Source organism: Mycobacterium paragordonae (assembly GCF_003614435.1).
GTDB classification, from domain to species: Bacteria; Actinomycetota; Actinomycetes; order Mycobacteriales; family Mycobacteriaceae; genus Mycobacterium; species Mycobacterium paragordonae.
The window spans coordinates 75,589-95,016 of sequence record NZ_CP025547.1; the positions used below are offsets into that span (position 1 = coordinate 75,589).

Consider the following 19,428-nt stretch of genomic DNA (forward strand, 5'->3'; position numbering starts at 1 on the left):
TTCGACGGCCGTAGCGGAATAACTTGACCGATTGTTACCGTCATTGGCGTGGACCCAATGCCAACAGACGGTATGAAGCGGTTGTTCTTTTTCGTGGAGGACCGCCTGGCGCAGCTGCGCTGGACCCGGGACGACCTCGCCTGCGCGGGTGGCCCGGCCCCGTCGACGCTACGTAAAGCCGGTCAGCGTGGCGGCGGCCTGACTGCGCGGACACTGGCACGCCTGGACTTCGCCCTCGGCTGGCAGGAGGGGTCAGCGCAGCGGGCGTTGCTGGGCCAAAGCCCCTCTGTCCGCATATCTGAGCAGCTCAGCGCGTATTCATCCAAGATCGATGCTGCGATGCGTGAAGCGGAGCGCGAGGGAACGGGGCGCTGCGCGACGGAGTTGAAAAACTTCCTGTTGGACGTCGCACAACGACTGGGCGACTTCTACACTGATCCAGTAGAGCCGGTGAGGGACAGCGCTGATGCCGGTTGCTGCTGACACGTTCGACGAGGTCCGCCGTAAATGGATCGCCCGGCATCAACACACTTTCATATTTCAGAAAAGGCGCGCGGAACTGTTGGCGCGTCAAATACGTGACCGCGACACGATAGCGAGCGGTGCGCGCGATGATCCCGCCGATGATGAGGTTATTCATCCGTGGTTTATGCGGCCCGTGAAAACGCCTTACGCAATGCTGGACTGGGCCATTTTCATGACGGCAGGCGTGCTGGCTCCGGCGGGCTGGGCGCTGGGCAAATCGCTGTCGAAAACGGTGGTTCAGCTAATCCCTGGCGAACTGCGCTCGTATCCGATCGCCGCGTTCATGTGGTCGGCCGCCGTCGTCGGATTGCCGCTGCCGGCGCTGGTGATGATGATCGGGCCCAGCCCATCCCTGGATGAGGCGGTGGGGATCCCGTGGCTGCTCGCCCAGATTCCCGCTGCCCTCCTCACCGCAGGTGTCTACGGCATCGTGGAGGGGTGGCTGGCCGTCGACGGGGCCCGGGACTGGTGGCCGATGCGTCCACCGGGCAAGGCCGATGAAGTCGATTTCGGCTTCGAGGCCGACGACCTGACCGGCCCCGGGATTTTCCCTACCCGCTACGACCCGCTGGGCGATCCCACCCCGATCAGAAAGGCACAGTGATGGGCCCGCGGCCCATCGCCCCGTATTGCGGCTTTGTCCGCGGCGATGACGACCGGCTGGTGCTGGCCGACGCACCCGCACACGTGCTGGTCTCAGCCCCCACCGAGACGGGCAAGACGACCGGAGTCCTGGCGCCGGCGGCGGTGCTGTGGGGCGGGCCCGCGGTGTGCGTGTCATCAAAAGATGACCTCATGTGGCTTGTCGGGCAACGCCGTTGGGGACCAAAGCAAGTCATCGATCTGCGGCCCGACTATTCACCGTTGTACCCCGGCGACGTCGAGGCCCGCTCGTTCGATCCGACCGCACTGATCACTACTGCGGATCAAGCTGTCACCGCGGCCAACACGATGATGCAGATGTCGGCGGTAGGACTGGGATCGGGCGTCGATCAGGTCTCCGATGGGGGGGTGTGGGAGGCCAATACGGAAGCACCCCTGGCCGCGATGCTGTACGCCGCATCACCATGCGGAAACGGCAAGGGGATCGAGTGGGTACTGCTGGCGGTCGACAACGTCCGCCAGGATGACAACCACCCCGATGCACCCGGCTGGCATAGCGCCGCACGGCGCGTGGCCGACCAGCCGCTGTTTCGCAATGCGCTGCTGCGGACACTGGACATGGACCCCAAACAGCGCGACAGCATCGCCTTGACCATGCGCAAGGCCGTGACCCCGTGGATGAGGTTGGGGCTGCGCGGAATAACCGCTGCCACCTTCGACGAGTCGTTTCTGTGTCAACCGGATGCGACCCTGTACATCCTGACTTCCCCCGAAGGCGCCATCGCCGGGGCGGCGGTGACCCTGCTGGAGCACCTGGTGCGCAGCTGGCGCGGCAAGACGGCCCGCAAGGAAATGCTGCACCGCCTACTGATCCTCATCGACGAGGCCGCGAACGTCGCACCCATGCCGGCCCTGCGTCGCCACGTCTCCGAGGGCCGCGGCCTGGGAGTCAATCTGCTGCTGTCGGTGCAGGCATCGAGCCAATTCGACACCGTGTACGGAACCAGCTACGCGCGCGAGCTACGCGACACTTTCCCCGCCGCGCTGATCATGTACGGGGCCGCGGAGATGGACATGCTGCAACGGGCCGAGCAGTGGTCGCGGCAAACCACGCGCCGCCAGGAGACCTTCGATCAGGCCAGCGGTTCCAAGACGTTGTCATCGCATCTGAGCAGCAGCCTGGACTACCGGCGCCTGCTGCCGTCAAACCAGGGATACGCGCGGCTGCTGCGGCGGGGAACGGCCGGCGTGATCACCGAGCTACCGGACTGGGGAACCTTCGTGGAGCGCTACGACGGCGCGGTCAAGAGGCTGCTGTGCCAACCGGAGCTTCGAGAGCGCGAGCCAAAGAGCCTGTGGGAATGGGTCGCTCAACGGCATCGCCGGGCAACGGCAGCGATGGGCCGTTGACATGGAGGCCGCACACCTTCGCGCCGAGCTCGTGGCGGTCCTGGCCACCGCTGAGGGGCCACTCACCACAACCGATGCACGGATCACGGTCGCCAACAGGCTTGGTAGCCAGGAACGTCCGGTGGTAGCCGAGCAGGTTTACCACGCCTTACTCGTTCTGCACCGCCGCGGCGTGATGCGCCGCGTCGATGAACGTCCAAGCCGGCGAGCGCAGTGGGAGCTGGCGGTGCTGTTCGGCGACGCAATGCACGGTGTCCGGCCGCGCCCACCGAAATCGGCTGAACAGTGAGTGGTGTTGCCACCGAACAGATCGCTGCGGGACTGCGGCGGCGAGGTGTCGATGCGCGCACATTCGTCGATGGCGACGAGCCAGGGGGTCAGGGCCACCGCGGCGTGGCCGTACATGGGATCTGCGTCTTGGGCTGGCGATATCCGGACGGCCGTTGGGAATTCACCGACCGGCCGCCGCGGCTGATGGAGCCTGACGAGCACGACCCTTCCGGACGCTGGATCTGGGACGACATTTTGAGCGATTGCTGCCAGCCGGCGGCCGCGGTATCCGATCAGGTCCAGGTGGTTGTGGGGCGAGTCGCAGAACTGCTTCCTGCGGACCCCAATCAGCCTCGCTCGCAACGCTTTGCAGACTTCTGGGCCTGGGATGCGATGTGTCGGACAGCGCGCAGGCGCCCGATCGACGGTACCGAGCGTGGTGTGACCATTGGTTTAGCGAGTTGCGTCCCGAAGCGCGGCTCGGGCGGGCTACACGCCGGACACCGCGCGGTTGGCGGATCACATGGGCAGTGCGCGGGCAGTTGTGCAGTGCGTCGACCCGGCGGTGTCTGGGTCACAGGTCTACCGCCTCGCACCAGATGTTCCGTTGGCTCCGGCGCTACTCGATCGGGTGCGTGACGTTCATCTGCGAACCGACTTTTCCACCTGGGTGCAGATCGGGCATACCTCGTATCCGGTCGACTGGCCTGCCTCATCGCCGAGATGCATCTACACCTGGGCTGGGACAACCAACAGCTCGACGGTGAGCACGGGGCGGATTCCAGCGCCGCACTTCAACGCGTCCAATCCGAACCGCGTCTCGAAGTCGCCCGCAGCGTGGGACCAGACGGGCGCATATTGGTTTCCCCGAACGCTGTCGCGGTATCAGCGTCCCATCACGGATGGAGAGCAGAATAGTGACTGATTCCCGTCGATTCCCTTGGCTCAGTGGACTTATCGTGGCGATCACCATCGCTGTCTGGCTGGTCTACGAGGTCATCGTTGATGCGATAGCAGTGATCGGCAGCAGCATCGACACCACTGCGGTGTGAGATGATCGTGGGCAAAAGCGCAACTAGGGTCTCGCGAGGACCGGACCGACCAACGGGCCTTTGAAGTCACCACCCCGGAATGCACCTTCGAGCTGACCATCACCGAGGAACTCGTCAACCGGGAAATGCCAGACGAAGAGGTGCTGACCGTGGCCAAGTACCCGTGGCAGCGGGTCCCCCTGCAGATGCGCAAGGTTGGGTCGGGCCGGCTTGTGTCCAAAACGTGTCCACAGGTGGCGGCGGCCGAGTGGCCGACGCCGCCTGGGCTCGCCACACCGGCTTGCGTGCGTCTGCCGTCTATTCCGTGCTACCGCTGTGAATTATCTGCGCCCGCTTGGCTAGGTCCTCGCGTGCTTTCCTACCTTGCTTCTTCGGTAGATCGTTGTCGACGACTAAGGAGTGCGCGACGTCGCGAGGGTGTGGCTGTTCGGTTTCAGGGTATGGGTCGAACGCCACGCCGAGGCGGACCTCACGAACATCCTTCACCAGCATTGAGAAGACTCCATTCTTGGGTTCGCGCTTGACATCAGCCCAGCTGAGTCCGTGTTCAGCGAGAATTCGGTGTCGGTAGCAGGAGATACCGTCGTCATCGAAGCGCACAGCAGCCACGCTGATCGACACCTTTTTCGTTCCCTGGTCAGTCACTGTCCAGTGTTCGTGAGGGATGCTGGGCGAATATCGGTACAGCACCTCCTCGGGGCCGATCTGAGGATCGTCGGCCTTCACCGCGGAATCAGTTGATGTTGAACTCCTGCACTGATCTTCTCGAGGAAGATGCGCGAATCATCAAGTGCGACTCCTAACAGCCGTTGGCCGTCAGTCGGGCCTTTGCTGACTGCAAGTTCATGATCAAACGCTTCGCGACCATCGGCCCAGTAACCGCGAAACGCCAGTTCACCATCCTCAAACGCGATCGTGAGCTGGTCACCATCGACCAGCCAGACGACATTCAGGCCACCGTCGGGGAGCGGCGAAAATTGCGGCGTTGCGAGGCCGTCAGCCTGTGCAATTGCCTTGATCAAGGACACCGCAAGGTTCGCGACTGCGGTGTGCACCGCGCGGCCGCGGGCGCCGTCCCAACCGCGGGGCAGCCGCGTTAGCTTGGCTAGCTCGCTCTGTGCGTACACGATGACTTCCGACCGCGTCGGGTACGAGACCTGCGGTTGTCCGGGCCGGGCGGCCCACCAACGAGTATCCGCATCTTGAATAAACGTCGGCACAGTTCTGGGCGCCGACGTGATCGGCGACTGTTCAATTACTGGCATCGGTCTTCCCCCATTCGATGTGCATGCCCTCCGTTGTGACGTGATCAAACATCATTACGCCTTCTCTATGTGCAACATCAAGGGCGGCGAAAACGTCCACTGAAGAGAGTTCGGCGTCTATCGCGACTATCGAGTTGATCTCAAGTTGCAGCGCATTCTCGTCAGCAGGGTAACCGAGCGAGATTGTCTGCCGCCCAAACGGTTGGCCGTCCATCTCGCTGAGTTGGCGCTCCATCTGAAGCCTTGTTGCGACATGACCGTCGAGAGTGAAGGTGGTTGAGAGCGCATCAATCACCCGAGGTACATCAGATGCGCCGGCTACCGGTACCCGATTGAAGAAGGTCACCTCTGCGGCACTTGGCCGAAGAACGCCAAACCCTGCACCTTCTATGTAACGCTCGAAGTCACTCCAGATCGTCGACAACTCAGCGCGTAACACGTCATAGCGCGGATACGGGTTGTCACCTTGTTGCTTACGCCAATTGATGAGCAGGCGGTCGTGTTGCACCTGAATGAGTAGTGACTCGTCCTCGGTCAAAACCCACAGCCGAATCGGTGCGACCGAGTTTCCGAATTGGAACATGAAGTTCGCCGGCCCTAGTGGTGGCAGAGCTACCTGTTCCTGAACTTTTGGGAAACGTTCTCGCCATCTGTCGACCAGGCGGACCAACGCCACGGTGTCAAGACCAGGCAACTGCAGAAAGTGGATGCCCACGGCCACCTCGATCACCGGAGGCAGTTTGAACGAGGGGAGAGCTTCTGCAGTGGCCACGTCCCCCATTGTGCAATGTTAAGGCAGCTATGGGACCGTTGTGACCAGCGACACTGGCGTCAGGGCGTTGTCGCGGTCGCGACTTTGCTGGCGTCGGGTGATCGCGTCGAGTTGGACTTGGGTGGAGTCGACGTCGCGAAGGTGTTCGAGGAGTTCGTTTCGACGAGTGAGTAGTTCGGCGGCTTGGGTGCGCGCGCCGGAGGAATTATTGGTTGTGGCGAGGTGGTGTTCGGCGCGGGCGATGGCAGTGCGGGGCTGGGTGGGGGCTGTGGGGGTGCCGATGTGTTGGGTGTGGGGCAGGTTGTCAGCCAGGACGTCGAGCAGGGTGTGCGTGGGTTGGCGGTGGTTCTCGGGGGTGGTGATGAGGATGAGTTTGGTGTTGGCCGTGGCCGCGGTGTGGGTGAGCCGGCGTAGTTGGTCGGGGGGTAGGTGGTCGGCGTCGTCGACGATGAGCAGGGTTCCGGGTGGGAGTTTCCAGCGTTGGTTTTCGATGTGGGCTTGGGCCTGTTCGGGGGCGGCGGCGGTGTCGGCGTAGCGGTGGGTGGTGGCGTGGTCGAGGGCGGTGGGGCTGGCGGGTAGGGCCAGGACGCGGTGGTTGTGGTGGTGTGCGGTGGCGGCGAGTGCGCCGAGCAGGCCGGCTTTGTCGGCGCCGGGGTGGATGTGGAGCGGTTGGACGGTGTGGATGCTGCTGGTCAGCGCGGTGACGGTGTGGCGGTGGGGTTCGTCGAGGCCGGCGAGCGCGGTGGCCGGTGGGTGGTAGAGGGCGGCGGGGCTGGCGGCGCTGGCGGTGGTGAGGTAGTCGATTTCGTCGCGTAGTTGGGGCAGTTCGGCGGCCAGATCGTAGGTGTGGGCGGGGTTGTCGGCGAAGGAGCGGGCGGCGATGTTTTCGGCGCGGGCGAGTTGGTTGTCGAGGTCGCGGGCGTGCCGGCGGGCCGCGGTGAGGGCTTGGGTGTCGGCGTGGAGGGCTTGGGTGCGCAGGGTGTGGATGTGGCGGTCGGTGACGATGCCCTCGGCGCCGCCGGCGGTGCCGAGCAGTGCGCTACGGGCGGTGTCGAGGCGTTGGCGCGCTGTGTCGACTGCGGTGGTGATGCGGGGGGTTTGGTGGGTGATGTCGTGGTGGTGTTGTTGGTAGCGGTGTGCGGCTGCGGTGTCGCCGCGTTGGTGTGCGGCGGTGATGGCGGCGTCGAGCTGGCTGAGCAGTTGGTGGTGCAGTTCTGCGGTGTCTTCGGCGTGGACCCAGAGTTTGTGGGCGTGGGCGAGGGCGTGTTGGTGGGGCCGCTGGTGGTGTTGGAGGCGCCGCAGTTCGGCGAGTTCGTCAGCAGCGCCGCGTTCGGCAGGTCCGCCGCCGCGCAGGATGTCTTGGGCGAGAGCTTGGGCGTGTTGGTGGGCGGCGTGGCGGCGGGCGCGTAGGGCGGGGATGTCGATGTCGTCGACGCGCGCGGTGGTGGGGGGCCGCTGGGTGGGCAGGTCGTTGACGTCGAGGCCGGCGAGGTCGTCTTCGGCGAAGCCGTAGGGGTAGTCGTAGGGGTCTGGGGGTGGTTCGTCGAGGGTGTCGGCGGGGTGCGGGACCGCGGGGGTGAACAGGTCGAGTTGTTCGCCGGGTGGGGGTGGGTGGAGGTCTTCTGCGGGGTGCGGGATGTCGGGGTCGATGGTGGCGGCGCGGTGGGTGAGCAACTCGATGCGGTAGGTGAGTAGGCGGGCGTATTCGTCGGGGCGCAGGGGTGTGGTGGCGGCGATGTCGTGCAGGTGTTCGGTGGCGGCGGCAAGTAGGTCCGCGGGTGCCCAGTCCGAAGCGGTGACGGCGGCGACGAGCGCGGGCCAGGCCGGGTCGGTGAGGACGGCTTCGGCGATTCGGGTGCCTAGTAGGTGGTGGAGCTCGTCGGTCCAGGCGGGCCGCAGTTTGGTGTCGGGGCGCTCCAAGGAGGGCGGTGCGAGGGTGCCAGCGAGGCGCCACCAGAGGGCGGCGGCGGGCATTTCGTCGGGCAGTGGGCCACCGGCGTCGATGGCGTTGTGCAGCAGGGTGGGGATGTCAGCGCCGGCGCGTGCGGCTTCGTCGAGGTGGGTGGCTAACCGGGGCCAGAAGGGGTCGCGGGCCAGGTGCGGGTTGGTGCGGTCGGCGAGTTGGCGCCAGCGGCCGGCGGTGTCCTCGGCGCGGGTGAGGCTGGCGTCCAGGCGGGTGTGGATGAGGTGTTGGACGGCGGCGGAGCGGTTGGGGTGTTGTTCGGGTCCGGTGATGCGGGTGTCGGCGGTGTCGACGTCGTGGGCGGCGCGGAAGACGGCGATTTCGGCCATGAGTGGGGCCCGGTGGTTCAGCAGTGGGCGGGCCCAGGTGGGTGCGGTGTCGGGTGTCCAGTGGCGGGCGGTGTCGCGGATCTGGTTGGCGAGGTCGGCGACGAGTTTGGCGCGTGCGGTGAGGTAGGGGCCCCAGGTGGGGTGGGTGGTGAGTGCGTCGGGGACGGCGGGCAGCCAGCGCAGGGGCCCGACTCGTTCGGCGGCGGTTCCCGGTGGGGTGGGCAGGCGCCATTCCAGGACTGCGGCGGGGTCGTGCGGGTCGCCTAGGGGTGTGGCTGCGGCCTGGTGCAGGGCGGCGACGGGGTCGTGGCCGTCGATGGCGAGCAGGGCCAGATTGCGGCGTAGCCCGGGCCAGGCTTGGGCGTCGGTGAGGTCGCCGCGCACGGCGGTGGCGGCGGTGTCGATGCTGGACATGATGGTGGGTCCGGCGTGTTGTTCGGCGGCTGCGGTGAGTGCGTCGGTGTACACGGCGGCGGCGCGGTGCAGTCGGGTGAAGGGGTCGGCGTCGGCGGCGGCGGCGCTGTGGGCCGATCGTTGCGCGCCGTCACGGCCAAGGATGGTGGACAGGACGTCGACGGCGGTCGGCGGGTAGGTGGCTTTGGGCGCGAGGATGCGGTGCGGGTCGGCTTCCGAGGTGGAGCCGTACAGGTGGTTTTCGGTGCGCCCGCGGGTCAGTGCGACGTAGAGCAGTTGGCGGGAGAGCCGGTCGTTGATGACGGTGTGACAGGTGCCTTCGATGTCGCGGCCGCCGGCGGTCATGCCTTGGGCGGCGTTGATGGTGCTGGCGTATCCGAGGGTGGTGTAGGTGCGCACGTAGCGGGCGGGCAGGCGCACCGGTGTGGCGTGTCCGCGCAGCGGCACCACGGTCAGCGAGCCGTCGTCGTGGACGGTGCGGATGGTCCAGCGGTGGCCGTTTTTGACCCAGCTGCCGTTGCTGTCGGTGACGAGGTAGCGGGCGTTTTTGCGGGTGGCGATGCAGTCGCCGGCCGAAGCGGTCAGCCCGTCGGCCAGGGTCACGGTGGCCGCTGAGGTGGTGTCGTGGGTGCCGGCGAGTCGGTCCAGCCGGGCGCGTTCGTTGAGTTGGGCGACGATCTCGTGAGTGGGGGCCAACAGGATGGAGTCGCGGCCTGCGGCGCGGTCGGCTGCCCACGCCGCATAAGCCAGGTCGGCGGCGGTGTCGTCGGCTCCGACATGGACGCGGTGGTGGTCGATGTAGAAGCCGATACCGGCGGGGTCTCCGGCGCGGATGGCCAGGCTGGCGGCGGCTTCGGCGTTGCCGGTTTCGGGGTGGGTGAAGCGCACGACGGTGTTCAGGGTGACCGCGTTGTGGCGGTCGGCGAGGTCGCGCAGGATGCCGCCGGCGGAGATGGATGCCAGTTGCTGGTCGTCACCGACCAGGCGCACGCTGGCACCGCGTGCCAGTGCGTGGGAGATGGCGGTGTCCAGGTCGAAGGTGGAGGCCATGCCGGCTTCGTCGACGACGAGCAGGGTGTCTGCGCTGATGGTGTCGAACCATTGTCGGGCGGGGTCGTCGTCGGGGCCGTGCGGTTCGCTGCGGGTGCCGGTGAGCTGGACGAGTTTGGCGATGGTGTCGGTGGCTGCGCCGAGGTCTTCGGCCAAGACTTCGGCCGCCCCGGCGGTGGGGGCCAGCCCGATCACGGTGCCGCCGCTGTTGCGCCAGGCCGCTGCCAGGGCGGCCATGGCGGTGGTCTTGCCGCTGCCCGCGGGGGCCAGTGCGAGCTGCACGCGGGCACCGGAGGTGGCCATCTCCTTGACCAGTGCGGTTTGTCCGTCGTTGAGCGCCAGACCGGTGTTGGCGTGGGCCTCCAGCAGCGCCAGCCCGATGCTGTCGTCGTCGACGGTGCGGCCGTCGCGCAGCGTGGCGGCGGCCAGGATGCGCCGCTCGGCGGCCATGACGTCGGTGCTGGTGTAGACGGTGGAGTCGTGGCGGGTGTAGACGCTGGCACCGTCGATGCGGCGCAGGACGGCGGGCTCGTTTTTCTCGGTGTCGACGTGGCTGGTCAGCGCGATACTGTGCTCGCCCACGGCGGTGGCCACGATGCGGTTGACCAGTTCGGGACCGCCAGGGTGGTGCGCGTAGCGCAGTTGGCGTTGGGCTTCGGCGCGGACGTGGTTGACCGTCCACGTGGCGCGGGTTTGGGCGACGTTGTCGATGACCTGGGCGGCTTGGGTGCTGATCCATTGCGTGGTGATCTGGGCCCGCACCGGCGGGTCGCGGCTGGTGACGTCGGCGATCATGTCGGTCACGGCGCGCTGGCCACCGAGGACGCCGATCGCTTGGCCGCGCCAGGTGTGGCGTTGCTCGCCTCGTGAGCGCGGTTCGTGTTTGGCTTGCCGGGTTTCCAGGGTTGCCTGCTGGGACAGTGCGAGCATCTCCACGGCGGTCGGTTCGCGGCCGTGGGCGGTGTGGAATCGTTTGGCCAGCTGCCCGACTCGGTGGTCGATCGCGGTGCTGCGCGAGGAGTACGCATCGAGGAGTTCCTCGGGGATTCCGTCGATTTCACGCACCGGGCGCTTGCCGCGTGTGGCCGCTCTGGCCGCAAACCGGACGCCCAGTTTGTCGATAAGTAGGGACTCGATGCGGGTGTTGTAGAACTCGGAGGCGGCCACCGTGGCGTGGTGCAGCGGGGTGCCGTCCAGGGCCAGCCAGCGGGGTACTGCGTCGGCGCCGATGACTTGCACTTTGTTGCTGATGACGAGGTGGGTGTGCAGGTTGGGGTCCCCGGCGCGGGAGTCGCGGTGATCGAATGCCGCTGCGATCAATCCGGTGGTGTTGACCTGGGCGACACCGTGGGCTCCCATGCGCGAGAACGCCGCATTGTCTTCCAGGAAGGCCAGGGTTTCGGCGACCGCTTGGTGGTGGCAGTCCTCGAGGGTGCGTGCGATCGGCGCCGGGGCTACCGCCCATAACGCTGACACCGATTTGACCGGGGTGAAGGTGAGGTCGTAGCCGGCCACGGCGGTGGTCGCGGGCCGCGACTGGCGGGCGATGAATCCCGACAGTTCGCGGTCGTCAGCTGGTGGCCGACTGTAGGTTTCAGCGAATAGTTCCTTCCCTACCGCGGTGCGGATGCGGGCGCGGAGCTCCGGGTCCAGGCCGGCTTTCGGGTCGGCAGCGGCGGCGATGTTGTAGTCGCGGTAGGCCTGCCGCACACGGATGCTGAACCGGTTGTCCTTGCTGCTGATCGGGAATGGGCGACCCAGCCGTGTCGCCGCCAGCGCGCCCGCCTTTCCTACCCCGAGCCCGGTCAGATGGCGGGTGATCTGATCGGCGTTGGGGTGCAAGCCTTCCCCGAACAACGCCTTCATCTGGTCCTCGCTGACCTGTGAGCCGTGCTCCACTCCCCAATACCGGGCGACCAGGGGATCGGAGGCGTCACGCGAGACCGGCTTGCCCAGCGCCGCCAGGCCGCGGCCCATCCACACACCCGGGGTTTCACCTTTGGCGCTGTAGTAATCGGCCAGGCTCGGCCTGCCCCGATCGGTGGCATCCGAGGCCGCGACCTGGCGGATCAGGTACATGTACCCGTCTCCGGCGGTCAACTTGTGCAAGCCCATCACCGCGTCATCACCTCAGCCCGAAAACTATGGGGGGCCTACCCCTTAGGCCTGGGCCGTTATAAAACCGTGACCCTGAGTGCAAGAGGTGTGATGTTCGGCCGTAGGGAAAAGTTAGGGCACCCTAAGTGCCGTTCGGGGCGGCGGTGAGCGATCGGGTGCGAAGCCCGGTGATGGGTGCGGTCGGAAAGATTTTTGGCTTGCGTTGCGGCGCTGGGGGGTTGGTGGGGCTTAGCGTGTGATCCATGGCGAACACAGTGATCAGCAAGCAGGCCCGCCGCGCCGCGCGCGAGGCCGCCAGCGCCGCCCAGGACGACGTGGTGCGCCGCACCCGGGCCAACGTCGAGGATCTGGGACGGTATTTCTCGGCCCGCGAGCGCGTCGAGGCCGTCGACGGGTGGCTTGCGGCGCGTCAGCAGGTGTTGCGCGAGGACGCCGAGCGCCGCCGCGGCGCGCAGCGCGTGGTGTGCGGGCAGGCGCTGGCGGCGATGCGCGATCGGGGGGAGCCCCTGCGTGAGATCGCGCGGATGGCCAAGCTCTCCGAAAAGCAAGCCCGCGAACTGATTCGGGAAGCCGAGGCTGCCGCGCAGAATGCCACGCCGCCGGCCGCGGACGAGTCGGCAACGGCGGCGCAGCCGCCGGCCGCTGACGACGCGGCGGCACAACCAGCCGCTGACCCTGCCGGCGGTGCCGTCGAGGCGAACGGGGCGGCGGCAGACGCGATCCGAAGCGGGGCCGCTGTGAAGGCGCTGGCGCCGTCATCGGCGACGGCCTGAGAAGGTCCGATGTCGGTGTACGCGGCGAGGATGGGTGCGGGTGCGGCAACCGGGCCGCTCGCAGGCATCGAAACGCAGTGGGGTCATGGGACGTTCGCAACCGCTACAACTGGTCGTTGATCCGGTCGCGCATGCCGAGGAGTTGGCGCGCTTTGCCGCCCACGTGGTGCGCGGCCCCGGAGCGGAGGATTGCGCGATCTGGACCGGCGCGGTGGGAACCGACGGCTACGGCAGGTTCTGGGTCGGGCGCGGGTCGGACCGGATCATGGTGCGCCCGAACCGGTATGCGCTGGCGGCCGCATTGGAAGGCGAACCGTTGGCACCGTGGGTGCGCGCTCTGCACGGCTGCGACAACCCGGCGTGTGTGCGGGTAAGCCTGCCCGGCGAGGTTGGGTTGCTGCACATCGTGGGCGGCAGCCAGCGCGACAACATGGTGATGATGGCGCGGGCGGGCCGGGGCGGCGGGCGCGTGCCGATCCGGCAGGGCGACAACGGTCTTCGGGCGCGCCGCGAGCGGGCGGTGGCGTTACGCGAAGCGGTGCGCCACGGGTGGGACGGCGAGGCGGTGGCTGCGGCGTTGCTGGGGTCAGGAGATCCCACGTTGTGGTGAACCAGCGCTGGACGGTGCATCAAGGGGGGTGCCCGACCACAATCCCGTCGGGTGGGTCCGTGGTCGGGCACCCCCGGGGACCGCACGTTACCAGTGCAGGTTCCACCCGGGTCCGGGGTGGCTGAGGCGGTAGTGGAGGCGGTCGCGCGCCCAGGCCCCGAAGTTCTGCGAATTGGGTGTGGTGCGTTCGGATTCCACGGTCAGCGAAGGCAGCGGTGTGCGCCGCCACCCGGTGTGGTCGGCGACCAGATCGGTGTGGGCGAGGTATTCGCGCTTGTCGAGGTTGCACAGATAGCCTCTGCCGGTCGACACGGTTGCCTCGCCGAGTGGTCTGTTCGGTGCTACGCCGTCGGCCACGAGTCTGTCGAACCGCACGAAATGGCGGTCCTCGACGAGGAAGTACAGCGCGGCCTGGTGCCCGGGATCGGGGTGGGCGTAGTCACCGGCCCAGACCAGGCGCAGGCCGCCGTCGAGAGCCAGCAGCGTGAGCACCGCAGACATCAGCGGGGCGTCGGCGCGGGTGTGCCCGGCCAGTTTGAGGCCCGAACCGTAGTCGGCGGGGTCCAGCGCGCAGACGATGTGTCCGGCGGTGTTGAGAAAGGTCGGGGTGAAGTACTCGCCCATGAGTTCGGCTCCTTTCGGTGTCGGGGGTTCAGCGGACGATGCCGGCGGACAGGGTGGTGGCGGAGATCGGCTTCCATCCGATTGGGGCGACTACCCAAGCGGTTTCGCCGGTAACGACGACGTCGCCCACGGACAGGCTGCGGTTCCCGGCCAGGCGGTAGCGCAGCGCCCAGATGTGTTCGGGGTCGTCAATGTTGAGCTGTTCGAAGACCACGTTAAGGGCGGCGTCGACGACGGCGGATCCGGTGAGGTGCTCGGGGAGCTCGAGGTCGAAGCTTTCGGCCATGCGCAGTCGGGCGGTGGTCTCGTTGAATCCGAAGAAGCGGGCGTGGGCGTGGTTGAGGTAGACGGTGGTCCGCAGAGTGGTCAAGGGAAGAGTCCTTTCGTGGAAGGTTGTGTGCCGGCCGGCACGGGGTGTGGGCAAGCGGGTGAGGGTGAGCTGTCAACCCCGAAGAGTCCGGTGGTGGAGCCGGCGGATTTGTCGCCCGCGAGCGCAGCGAGTTGGTAGGGCGGCAAATGTCCTCCGCCGCCGGCGCCACCGGCGGGCGTGGGTGGACAGCTCGGGCCCCCGCCCGGTTAGCGTGTGCGCCCCGTCGAGCGGCAAATCAAGGTGAGTGGCTACGCAGGTGGCCGCCGCTGAGGCGGCCCGCCCGCGCGCCGTCAGGCGCGGCGGTGAGGCCGGAAGAAAAGGGGGGCCCGGCCAACCCCGGTGTGTGGGGAGCTGGCCGGGCCCGGGCGGGTCGGGTTAGAGCGTCTGCAGCATCCGGAAGCCTTGGGCTTTGAGCGAACTGGTGCTGGCGGCGCTGGCGATGTTGCGCAGCGCGCGGGCGGTGGCCGCGTCACTGCTGGTGCGGGCACCTCGGACCGGGACGTGATGATCGAGGTATTCGGTGACGGCGTTGTAGGCCGCCCACCGGGTTCCGGCGATCGGGGTGAGGGTCGGCGAGAACGTCCACAGCTTCACGATGCCGCCCGCCCGTTCGCGGCGGTGCCGGCGGGTCGCGGTGCTGCTGGCGGCGTCGACCTCGAACAACTGGTGAGCGAAGTCGCGGACCTGATCGGTGTCCATCTCGCGGGCATACAGCGCTGCCGCTTCAGCCTCGAACGCCTGGGCGTAGCGCCAGGTCAGTTTCAGCGCCTTACGGGCCTCCAAGATGGCCGCCCGGGCCCCTCCGGTGTGCCGGATTCCCCAGCTGGCCTTGGCATCCCGCAACGCCGCCGATTGGGTGTTGGCGCACACGATCCGGATCGGGGTGATGAGGAAGGTGAACTTCGAGGACCCGTCGTGGGAATTCAACGCCGCCAGATAGAGCTCGGTGCGGTCTTGGGTGCCGTCGCGGCCGTCGAACACGATCGCCTCGGGCAGCTTCATGGTGACGAAGGTTTCCCGCCCGCCGCGCAACGCTCCGGCGGTCTCGAAGTGCGCCCCGCTTTCGTCGACGAGGGCGTCGAGCAAATCACACGACGCCTCGTTTTGGACGGGCTCGTACTTGCTGCCCACCACGCCGAGGACATCCAGGCGCCCGTTGATGGGGTTGGTGCGCACGGTGGCGTAGAAATCGGGCACCGCCAGGGGTTCGGGTGCGGTGACGCCGCTTTCGTCGATGACGGGCTCCTGGGGCACCTGCAAGGCCATCTTGCGGACGTTCCAGCCGGCCAGGTGGGCGGCGTCGAGGGCTTCGCGTGCGGTCATAGTGTGGCCGACGGTTTGGCCCAGCCGGTGCCAGTGGTCGCTGCGTGAGTTGGCGAAGGATGCGATGCCGCCGGTGATGTCGAGTTCGTGTGCCATGAGGGTGTTCCTTTCGGGAAACGGTGTCGTGGTGCGCCGGTCGGCGCAGGGGTGCTTGCAAGCGGGTGGGGGTGGACGGTCAACCCCGAAGAGTCCACGGCGGGTGCTCGCCGGGTTTTCGGCCCGCGCCCGCCCGGCGCGCAGCGCCACCGGGCGGGCTGGCATAGGGCCGAAAACGGTCACTCGGGACGGCGATGCCCGACCGTGGGCGTGGGTTGAGCGGACGGGCCCCCACCCGGTTACCATTCGCGCCCTGCTGACAGGCAAAAAAGTTGAGGGACTACGGATTCCGCGACGCCACGGGCGGCAGCGACAGGGACTTCCTACGGCGGCTGGCCGGGGGTGGGGCCGGAAGAAAAAGGGGGGCCCGGCCAACCCCCGAGTGTGAAGGGTGCTGGCCGGGCCGCGGGTAGATCGGGTTCAGGTCAGGCCTGCGGCGACCAGGGCACGCCGGATGGCGGCCAGGTCGGCGATGGTGTCGTTGAGCATGGCCCAGGTCTGCCAACCGCGCAGGGCGGCGTCGACGTCGGTGTGTGCGACGCGGGGGCGGGTGAGCGCTTGGGTGCGGCCGTGGTCGGGGCGGCGGGTGTCGTCGATGACGGCAACGAGTTGGCCGGTTCCGTCGAACAGGCGCGGGTCACCGGGGGATGCCCAGTTGAGTTGGAACCGCAGCTGGCGGGTGATGTTGTCGGCCGGGTCGACGAAGTCGAGGGCCAGTCCGTAGTCGATGTCGGGCATGAGAGATCTCCTTGAAGCGGTTGGGGTATGGGAAACCCGGCCCGCCGAGGGGCTGGCGGGCCGGGCTGTGGGGTCGTCGGTGGGTGCTCTTAGGCGGCGCGGCGGCGGTGGTGGTCGACCAGGTGCTCGATCGCGTCGTCGAGGGCGTCGTAGTCGGTCGGGCGGTGGTCGTCGATGGTGGTGGTCCACAGCGGGTCGTCGGCGTCGTCGAGTTCGTCGCCGGTAGCGGCGGCCAGGCGGTAGGTGTGGCCAGCGGCGGCCGCCGACCAGGCCCACTTGTTCTTGGGCAGGGCGTGGAAGGTGAGGTCGCCGGCGCGGACTTTGAGGATCCGGGTCACCGGGCGGGTGTGCAGGTCCGGTGTGGTGGCTTCGACGGCGGCGAGCTGGCCGTGGGCGTCGGTGGCCAGCAGGATCAGGCGGTGCCCACCGGTCGCGGTGCGTTCGTGCACGGTAGTCAGTGCGATGTCACCGTGGTTGTGCGCGGCGATGCGGGTGATTCCGTAGGCCTGCTCGGCGATGCGGCCCGCGGCCTCGTCGCACAGGTTGAAGGCGTGCTCGAATTCTGAGATCTCCATGGTCGTGTTCTCCGTTCGCTCAACGTGATTGGCTGCGCCGGTCAGCGCTAGGGGTGCGGTCAATCGGTCGAGGGTGGGCTGTCAACCCCGAAGAGTCCGGTGGTGGTGCCGGCGGATTTTCGGCCCGCGAGCGGCAGCGAGCTGGTAGGGCCGGAAATGTCCTCCGCCGCCGGCGCCACCACCGGGCGTGGGTTGACAGGTCGGGCCCCCGGCCGATTAGGCTGCGCCCCCTTGCTGACGGCAAAAAGGTGAGGGGCTGCGGATTACGCGACGCCACGGGCGGCAGCGGCAGGGGTTTCCTCCGGCGGCTGGCCGGGGGTGGGGCCGGAAGAAAACAGGGGACCGGCCAACCCCCGTGCGGTGGGAGTTGGCCGGTCCAGGCTTGGTGGTGATCAGTCGGTGTCGGGGGTGCGGGGTTCGGTGGCGGCGATGAGCGCTTGGCTGATCTTTTCCGGTGAGAGCCCGGCACGCAGTGCGGCCGAGAGCAGACCGGCCAGGTGCGGCTCGGGTGTGTGGCTGGTGTGGGCTTCGTCCAACGCGGCGTCGAGGGCGATGCCGGCGCGCACGGTGTCCCCGTTCAGGCACAGGCAGGCTGCTGCCACGGTGAGGGCTTCGGCGCGGGGTGCTCCGCGCAGTCGGCGGGCGATGTGGGTCCACAGGTCCGCGGCGTATTCGGGGGTGTCGACGGCCAGCCCGATCATCGCGTCGCGCAGGGCGGGGTGTGCGGTGATCAGGATGCCCGCGCGGGTAGCCAAGGTTGGATTCGTGATGGGCCCACCGGCCAGGGCGGCGGTGATCTCCTCGACGGTCGCTGCGACGAGGCGGGCGTGGTCGCCGACTGTGGCGGGCGGCGCGGGGGGCAGTGGACTGAATTCGTCCTCGATGTCGCTGCGGTTGGCGCGGATGGTGTGGCCGCGGTGGACGAGCTGGGCGGTGAGCACGGCGTCGGTGTAGGGGTAGGTGGGTCCGTACTGGCCGGTGTCGATGTCGAGCCACTGGCCAGCCTCGGTGACGTCGCGGGTGTACAGGCAGCGCAACACCTCGATGTTGATGGCGCGCAGCGCGTCTCGGGTGGCTTCCAGTAGGTGGTGGGCGTGGGTGTCGTGGGGTTGGTCGCAGACCGCGAGGATGATCGCGGCGGCGAAGTTCCCGGCACGCAGGTTGCAGGTGGCGGGTAAGTTGGTGGCTTGCTCGGTGCTGTTGGTGATGTCGAAGCGGGCCGCGCAGCGCACCCCAAGACCGGTGGCGGGATGCTGGTGCAGCAGGTAGACCACGATGCTGTTGGTGGGAACGAATCCGAGCAGGCCGGGTGCGGCGGCGACGATGTCGGCGGTGGTGCGCAGTGCGTTGAAGTTCTCCATGGTGTTCTCCGTTCGGTGAAGGTGATTGGCTGCGCCGGTCAGCGCTAGGGGTCGGGTCAATCGGGTGAGGGTGGGCGGTCAACCCCGAAGAGTCCGGTGGTGGGGCCGGCGGATTTTCGGCCCGCGAGCGCAGCGAGCAGGTGGGGCCGCAAAATGTCCTCCGCCGCCGGCGCCACCACCGGGCGTGGGTTGACAGGTCGGGCCCCCGGCCGATTAGGCTGCGCCCCAAGCTGACGGCAATAGAGTTGAGCGGCTACGGATTACGCAACGTCACGGGCGGGCGGCAGCGCAGCCCGGCGGCAGACCTGGCCGGGTTGTTGGCCGGAACAAAAAGGGGCCCGGACAACCCCCGGTGTGGTGGGGAGCTGGCCGGGCCCGGTGTTAGAACAGGCGCCCGGCGCGGTGTGGGTCGTTGTGGCAGGGGCAGCCGCAGCGCCAGCAGAAACCCGGCAGGGACAGCTTGAGCAGGATGCCGCCTTCGTGCGGGCCGCCGAGGCGATGCGCGCACTGATCGTGGCGGCCCTGGTCGCACGTTTTTGTCGGTGCGTTCTCGGGCATTTCGACGATGACGGGGGCGCCGTTGATTTCGTCGGGGAAGGTGATCCAGCGGCGCCGGGTGACCAGGCCGAGGTGGCGTTCTTCGCGGAAGGCCACGGTGGCGCGGCGTTTGAGGCGCTGGATCGGCGCGGCGGTGGTCGCGGCCCATTGTTCCCAGAATTCGCTCATTCTTCGTCCTTTCGAAGTGCGGCCGGGGTCAGGACCGGTCGGTGATGTGTTGGGTCAGGGCGTAGGCGGCACGGCTGAGCCGGAGGCTTTCGGTGATGAAGGCGGCCACGTCTTCGCCGGTGGTGGCTTCGGTGAACTCGACGTCGTAGACCTGGTCGCTGAGCAGGGCGCTGACCGCTGTGTGGGCTCCGGTGAGTGCGCTCAGGGCGGTGTTGAGGCTGTTGACGAGTTGGGTGCGGTGGTGTTCGATTTCCAGATCCCAGTCGGCGTAGATGTTTTCGGCATCGGCGTCGCTGCCCACAGCTGGCGGCTGGTGCGGGTCGTGGTCGGTGCTGGTCCACGGGTCGATGGTGTGCTCGGTGGTGTTCATGGTCAGAATTCCTTTGCGGTCGTGGTGATCTGCGCCTGGTGGCGCGGGCTTCGGGGGACCGGTGGGGTGGCGGTGTCAACCCCGCAGAGGC

Annotated in this window: 18 protein-coding genes; 6 read left to right on the plus strand and 12 right to left on the minus strand. The window is 67.7% G+C overall.

The annotated features are described in order from the left end of the window. Positions 1 to 72: 72 nt before the first annotated feature. Genes C0J29_RS30555 through C0J29_RS30570 form a run of 4 tightly spaced genes read left to right on the plus strand, consistent with a single transcriptional unit; the run spans position 73 to position 2,827 of the window. Complete coding sequence (locus C0J29_RS30555) at positions 73 to 483, plus strand: hypothetical protein (RefSeq protein ID WP_120795081.1); 411 nt, start codon at positions 73 to 75, stop codon at positions 481 to 483. Next, positions 467 to 1,129 (plus strand): hypothetical protein, encoded by a 663-nt coding sequence (locus C0J29_RS30560; RefSeq protein ID WP_120795082.1) that lies wholly within the window; start codon positions 467 to 469, stop codon positions 1,127 to 1,129. The genes C0J29_RS30555 and C0J29_RS30560 overlap by 17 nt, the downstream gene beginning before the upstream one ends. Beyond that, on the plus strand, positions 1,129 to 2,538 hold the full coding sequence (locus tag C0J29_RS30565) for a type IV secretory system conjugative DNA transfer family protein (protein WP_120795083.1): 1,410 nt from the start codon (positions 1,129 to 1,131) through the stop codon (positions 2,536 to 2,538). The genes C0J29_RS30560 and C0J29_RS30565 overlap by 1 nt, the downstream gene beginning before the upstream one ends. 1 nt (position 2,539) lies before the next feature. Next, entirely contained in the window at positions 2,540 to 2,827 is a 288-nt protein-coding gene (locus C0J29_RS30570) for a hypothetical protein (RefSeq protein ID WP_120795084.1), read from the plus strand. A gap of 1,330 nt (positions 2,828 to 4,157) precedes the next feature. Here the strand turns inward: C0J29_RS30570 and C0J29_RS30575 are convergent. Genes C0J29_RS30575 through mobF form a run of 4 tightly spaced genes read right to left on the minus strand, consistent with a single transcriptional unit; the run spans position 4,158 to position 11,768 of the window. Beyond that, positions 4,158 to 4,586 carry a hypothetical protein gene (locus tag C0J29_RS30575; protein WP_120795085.1) on the minus strand — a complete coding sequence of 143 codons (429 nt, stop codon included), beginning with the start codon at positions 4,584 to 4,586 and terminating at the stop codon, positions 4,158 to 4,160. Continuing rightward, a complete protein-coding gene (locus C0J29_RS30580; protein ID WP_162951657.1) occupies positions 4,583 to 5,125 on the minus strand; it encodes a hypothetical protein in 543 nt (180 codons plus the stop codon). The genes C0J29_RS30575 and C0J29_RS30580 overlap by 4 nt, the downstream gene beginning before the upstream one ends. Beyond that, positions 5,112 to 5,897: a TIGR04255 family protein gene (locus tag C0J29_RS30585; RefSeq protein WP_162951658.1), complete on the minus strand. Its 786-nt coding sequence runs from the start codon at positions 5,895 to 5,897 to the stop codon at positions 5,112 to 5,114. The genes C0J29_RS30580 and C0J29_RS30585 overlap by 14 nt, the downstream gene beginning before the upstream one ends. 27 nt (positions 5,898 to 5,924) lie before the next feature. Further along, positions 5,925 to 11,768, minus strand: coding sequence for a MobF family relaxase (gene mobF / locus C0J29_RS30590; RefSeq protein ID WP_120795087.1), 5,844 nt, complete (start codon positions 11,766 to 11,768; stop codon positions 5,925 to 5,927). Between the two features lie 245 nt (positions 11,769 to 12,013). Here mobF and C0J29_RS30595 point away from each other — a divergent pair, with 245 nt between their 5' ends. Further along, the gene (locus C0J29_RS30595; RefSeq protein WP_084023546.1) at positions 12,014 to 12,544 is read left to right on the plus strand and encodes a hypothetical protein; all 531 of its coding nucleotides are present in this window, start codon (positions 12,014 to 12,016) and stop codon (positions 12,542 to 12,544) included. Positions 12,545 to 12,629: 85 nt separating this feature from the next. Then, the gene (locus tag C0J29_RS30600) at positions 12,630 to 13,154 is read left to right on the plus strand and encodes a hypothetical protein (RefSeq protein ID WP_065045560.1); all 525 of its coding nucleotides are present in this window, start codon (positions 12,630 to 12,632) and stop codon (positions 13,152 to 13,154) included. An 87-nt stretch (positions 13,155 to 13,241) separates the two neighbouring features. Here C0J29_RS30600 and C0J29_RS30605 read toward each other — a convergent pair whose 3' ends face one another. The 8 genes from C0J29_RS30605 to C0J29_RS30640 form a co-directional block, all read right to left on the minus strand. Beyond that, positions 13,242 to 13,778 carry a hypothetical protein gene (locus tag C0J29_RS30605; protein WP_084023545.1) on the minus strand — a complete coding sequence of 179 codons (537 nt, stop codon included), beginning with the start codon at positions 13,776 to 13,778 and terminating at the stop codon, positions 13,242 to 13,244. 28 nt (positions 13,779 to 13,806) lie between these two features. Then, positions 13,807 to 14,148, minus strand: a complete 342-nt coding sequence (locus tag C0J29_RS30610) for a hypothetical protein (protein WP_084023544.1) — start codon at positions 14,146 to 14,148, stop codon at positions 13,807 to 13,809. Between the two features lie 375 nt (positions 14,149 to 14,523). Then, on the minus strand, positions 14,524 to 15,567 hold the full coding sequence (locus C0J29_RS30615; protein WP_084023011.1) for a DUF932 domain-containing protein: 1,044 nt from the start codon (positions 15,565 to 15,567) through the stop codon (positions 14,524 to 14,526). 420 nt (positions 15,568 to 15,987) lie between these two features. Then, positions 15,988 to 16,305 (minus strand): hypothetical protein, encoded by a 318-nt coding sequence (locus C0J29_RS30620; RefSeq protein ID WP_084023013.1) that lies wholly within the window; start codon positions 16,303 to 16,305, stop codon positions 15,988 to 15,990. 89 nt (positions 16,306 to 16,394) lie between these two features. Continuing rightward, positions 16,395 to 16,943: a hypothetical protein gene (locus C0J29_RS30625; protein WP_242460699.1), complete on the minus strand. Its 549-nt coding sequence runs from the start codon at positions 16,941 to 16,943 to the stop codon at positions 16,395 to 16,397. 329 nt (positions 16,944 to 17,272) lie between these two features. Continuing rightward, entirely contained in the window at positions 17,273 to 18,301 is a 1,029-nt protein-coding gene (locus C0J29_RS30630) for a DUF4192 domain-containing protein (RefSeq protein WP_236725526.1), read from the minus strand. A 321-nt stretch (positions 18,302 to 18,622) separates the two neighbouring features. Then, positions 18,623 to 18,967 (minus strand): hypothetical protein, encoded by a 345-nt coding sequence (locus C0J29_RS30635; protein WP_084023328.1) that lies wholly within the window; start codon positions 18,965 to 18,967, stop codon positions 18,623 to 18,625. A gap of 28 nt (positions 18,968 to 18,995) precedes the next feature. Continuing rightward, a complete protein-coding gene (locus C0J29_RS30640) occupies positions 18,996 to 19,337 on the minus strand; it encodes a hypothetical protein (RefSeq protein WP_084023326.1) in 342 nt (113 codons plus the stop codon). Positions 19,338 to 19,428: the final 91 nt, after the last annotated feature.

Bases quoted from the DNA above. Each gene is read 5' to 3' on its own strand.
- C0J29_RS30640 (WP_084023326.1), bottom strand. From the start codon at position 19,337: ATGAACACCACCGAGCACACCATCGACCCGTGGACCAGCACCGACCAC.
- C0J29_RS30595 (WP_084023546.1), top strand. From the start codon at position 12,014: ATGGCGAACACAGTGATCAGCAAGCAGGCCCGCCGCGCCGCGCGCGAG.
- C0J29_RS30605 (WP_084023545.1), bottom strand. From the start codon at position 13,778: ATGGGCGAGTACTTCACCCCGACCTTTCTCAACACCGCCGGACACATC.
- C0J29_RS30635 (WP_084023328.1), bottom strand. From the start codon at position 18,967: ATGAGCGAATTCTGGGAACAATGGGCCGCGACCACCGCCGCGCCGATC.
- C0J29_RS30600 (WP_065045560.1), top strand. From the start codon at position 12,630: ATGGGACGTTCGCAACCGCTACAACTGGTCGTTGATCCGGTCGCGCAT.
- C0J29_RS30555 (WP_120795081.1), top strand. From the start codon at position 73: ATGAAGCGGTTGTTCTTTTTCGTGGAGGACCGCCTGGCGCAGCTGCGC.
- C0J29_RS30570 (WP_120795084.1), top strand. From the start codon at position 2,540: ATGGAGGCCGCACACCTTCGCGCCGAGCTCGTGGCGGTCCTGGCCACC.
- C0J29_RS30620 (WP_084023013.1), bottom strand. From the start codon at position 16,305: ATGCCCGACATCGACTACGGACTGGCCCTCGACTTCGTCGACCCGGCC.
- C0J29_RS30580 (WP_162951657.1), bottom strand. From the start codon at position 5,125: ATGCCAGTAATTGAACAGTCGCCGATCACGTCGGCGCCCAGAACTGTG.
- C0J29_RS30560 (WP_120795082.1), top strand. From the start codon at position 467: ATGCCGGTTGCTGCTGACACGTTCGACGAGGTCCGCCGTAAATGGATC.
- mobF (WP_120795087.1), bottom strand. From the start codon at position 11,768: ATGGGCTTGCACAAGTTGACCGCCGGAGACGGGTACATGTACCTGATC.
- C0J29_RS30565 (WP_120795083.1), top strand. From the start codon at position 1,129: ATGGGCCCGCGGCCCATCGCCCCGTATTGCGGCTTTGTCCGCGGCGAT.
- C0J29_RS30615 (WP_084023011.1), bottom strand. From the start codon at position 15,567: ATGGCACACGAACTCGACATCACCGGCGGCATCGCATCCTTCGCCAAC.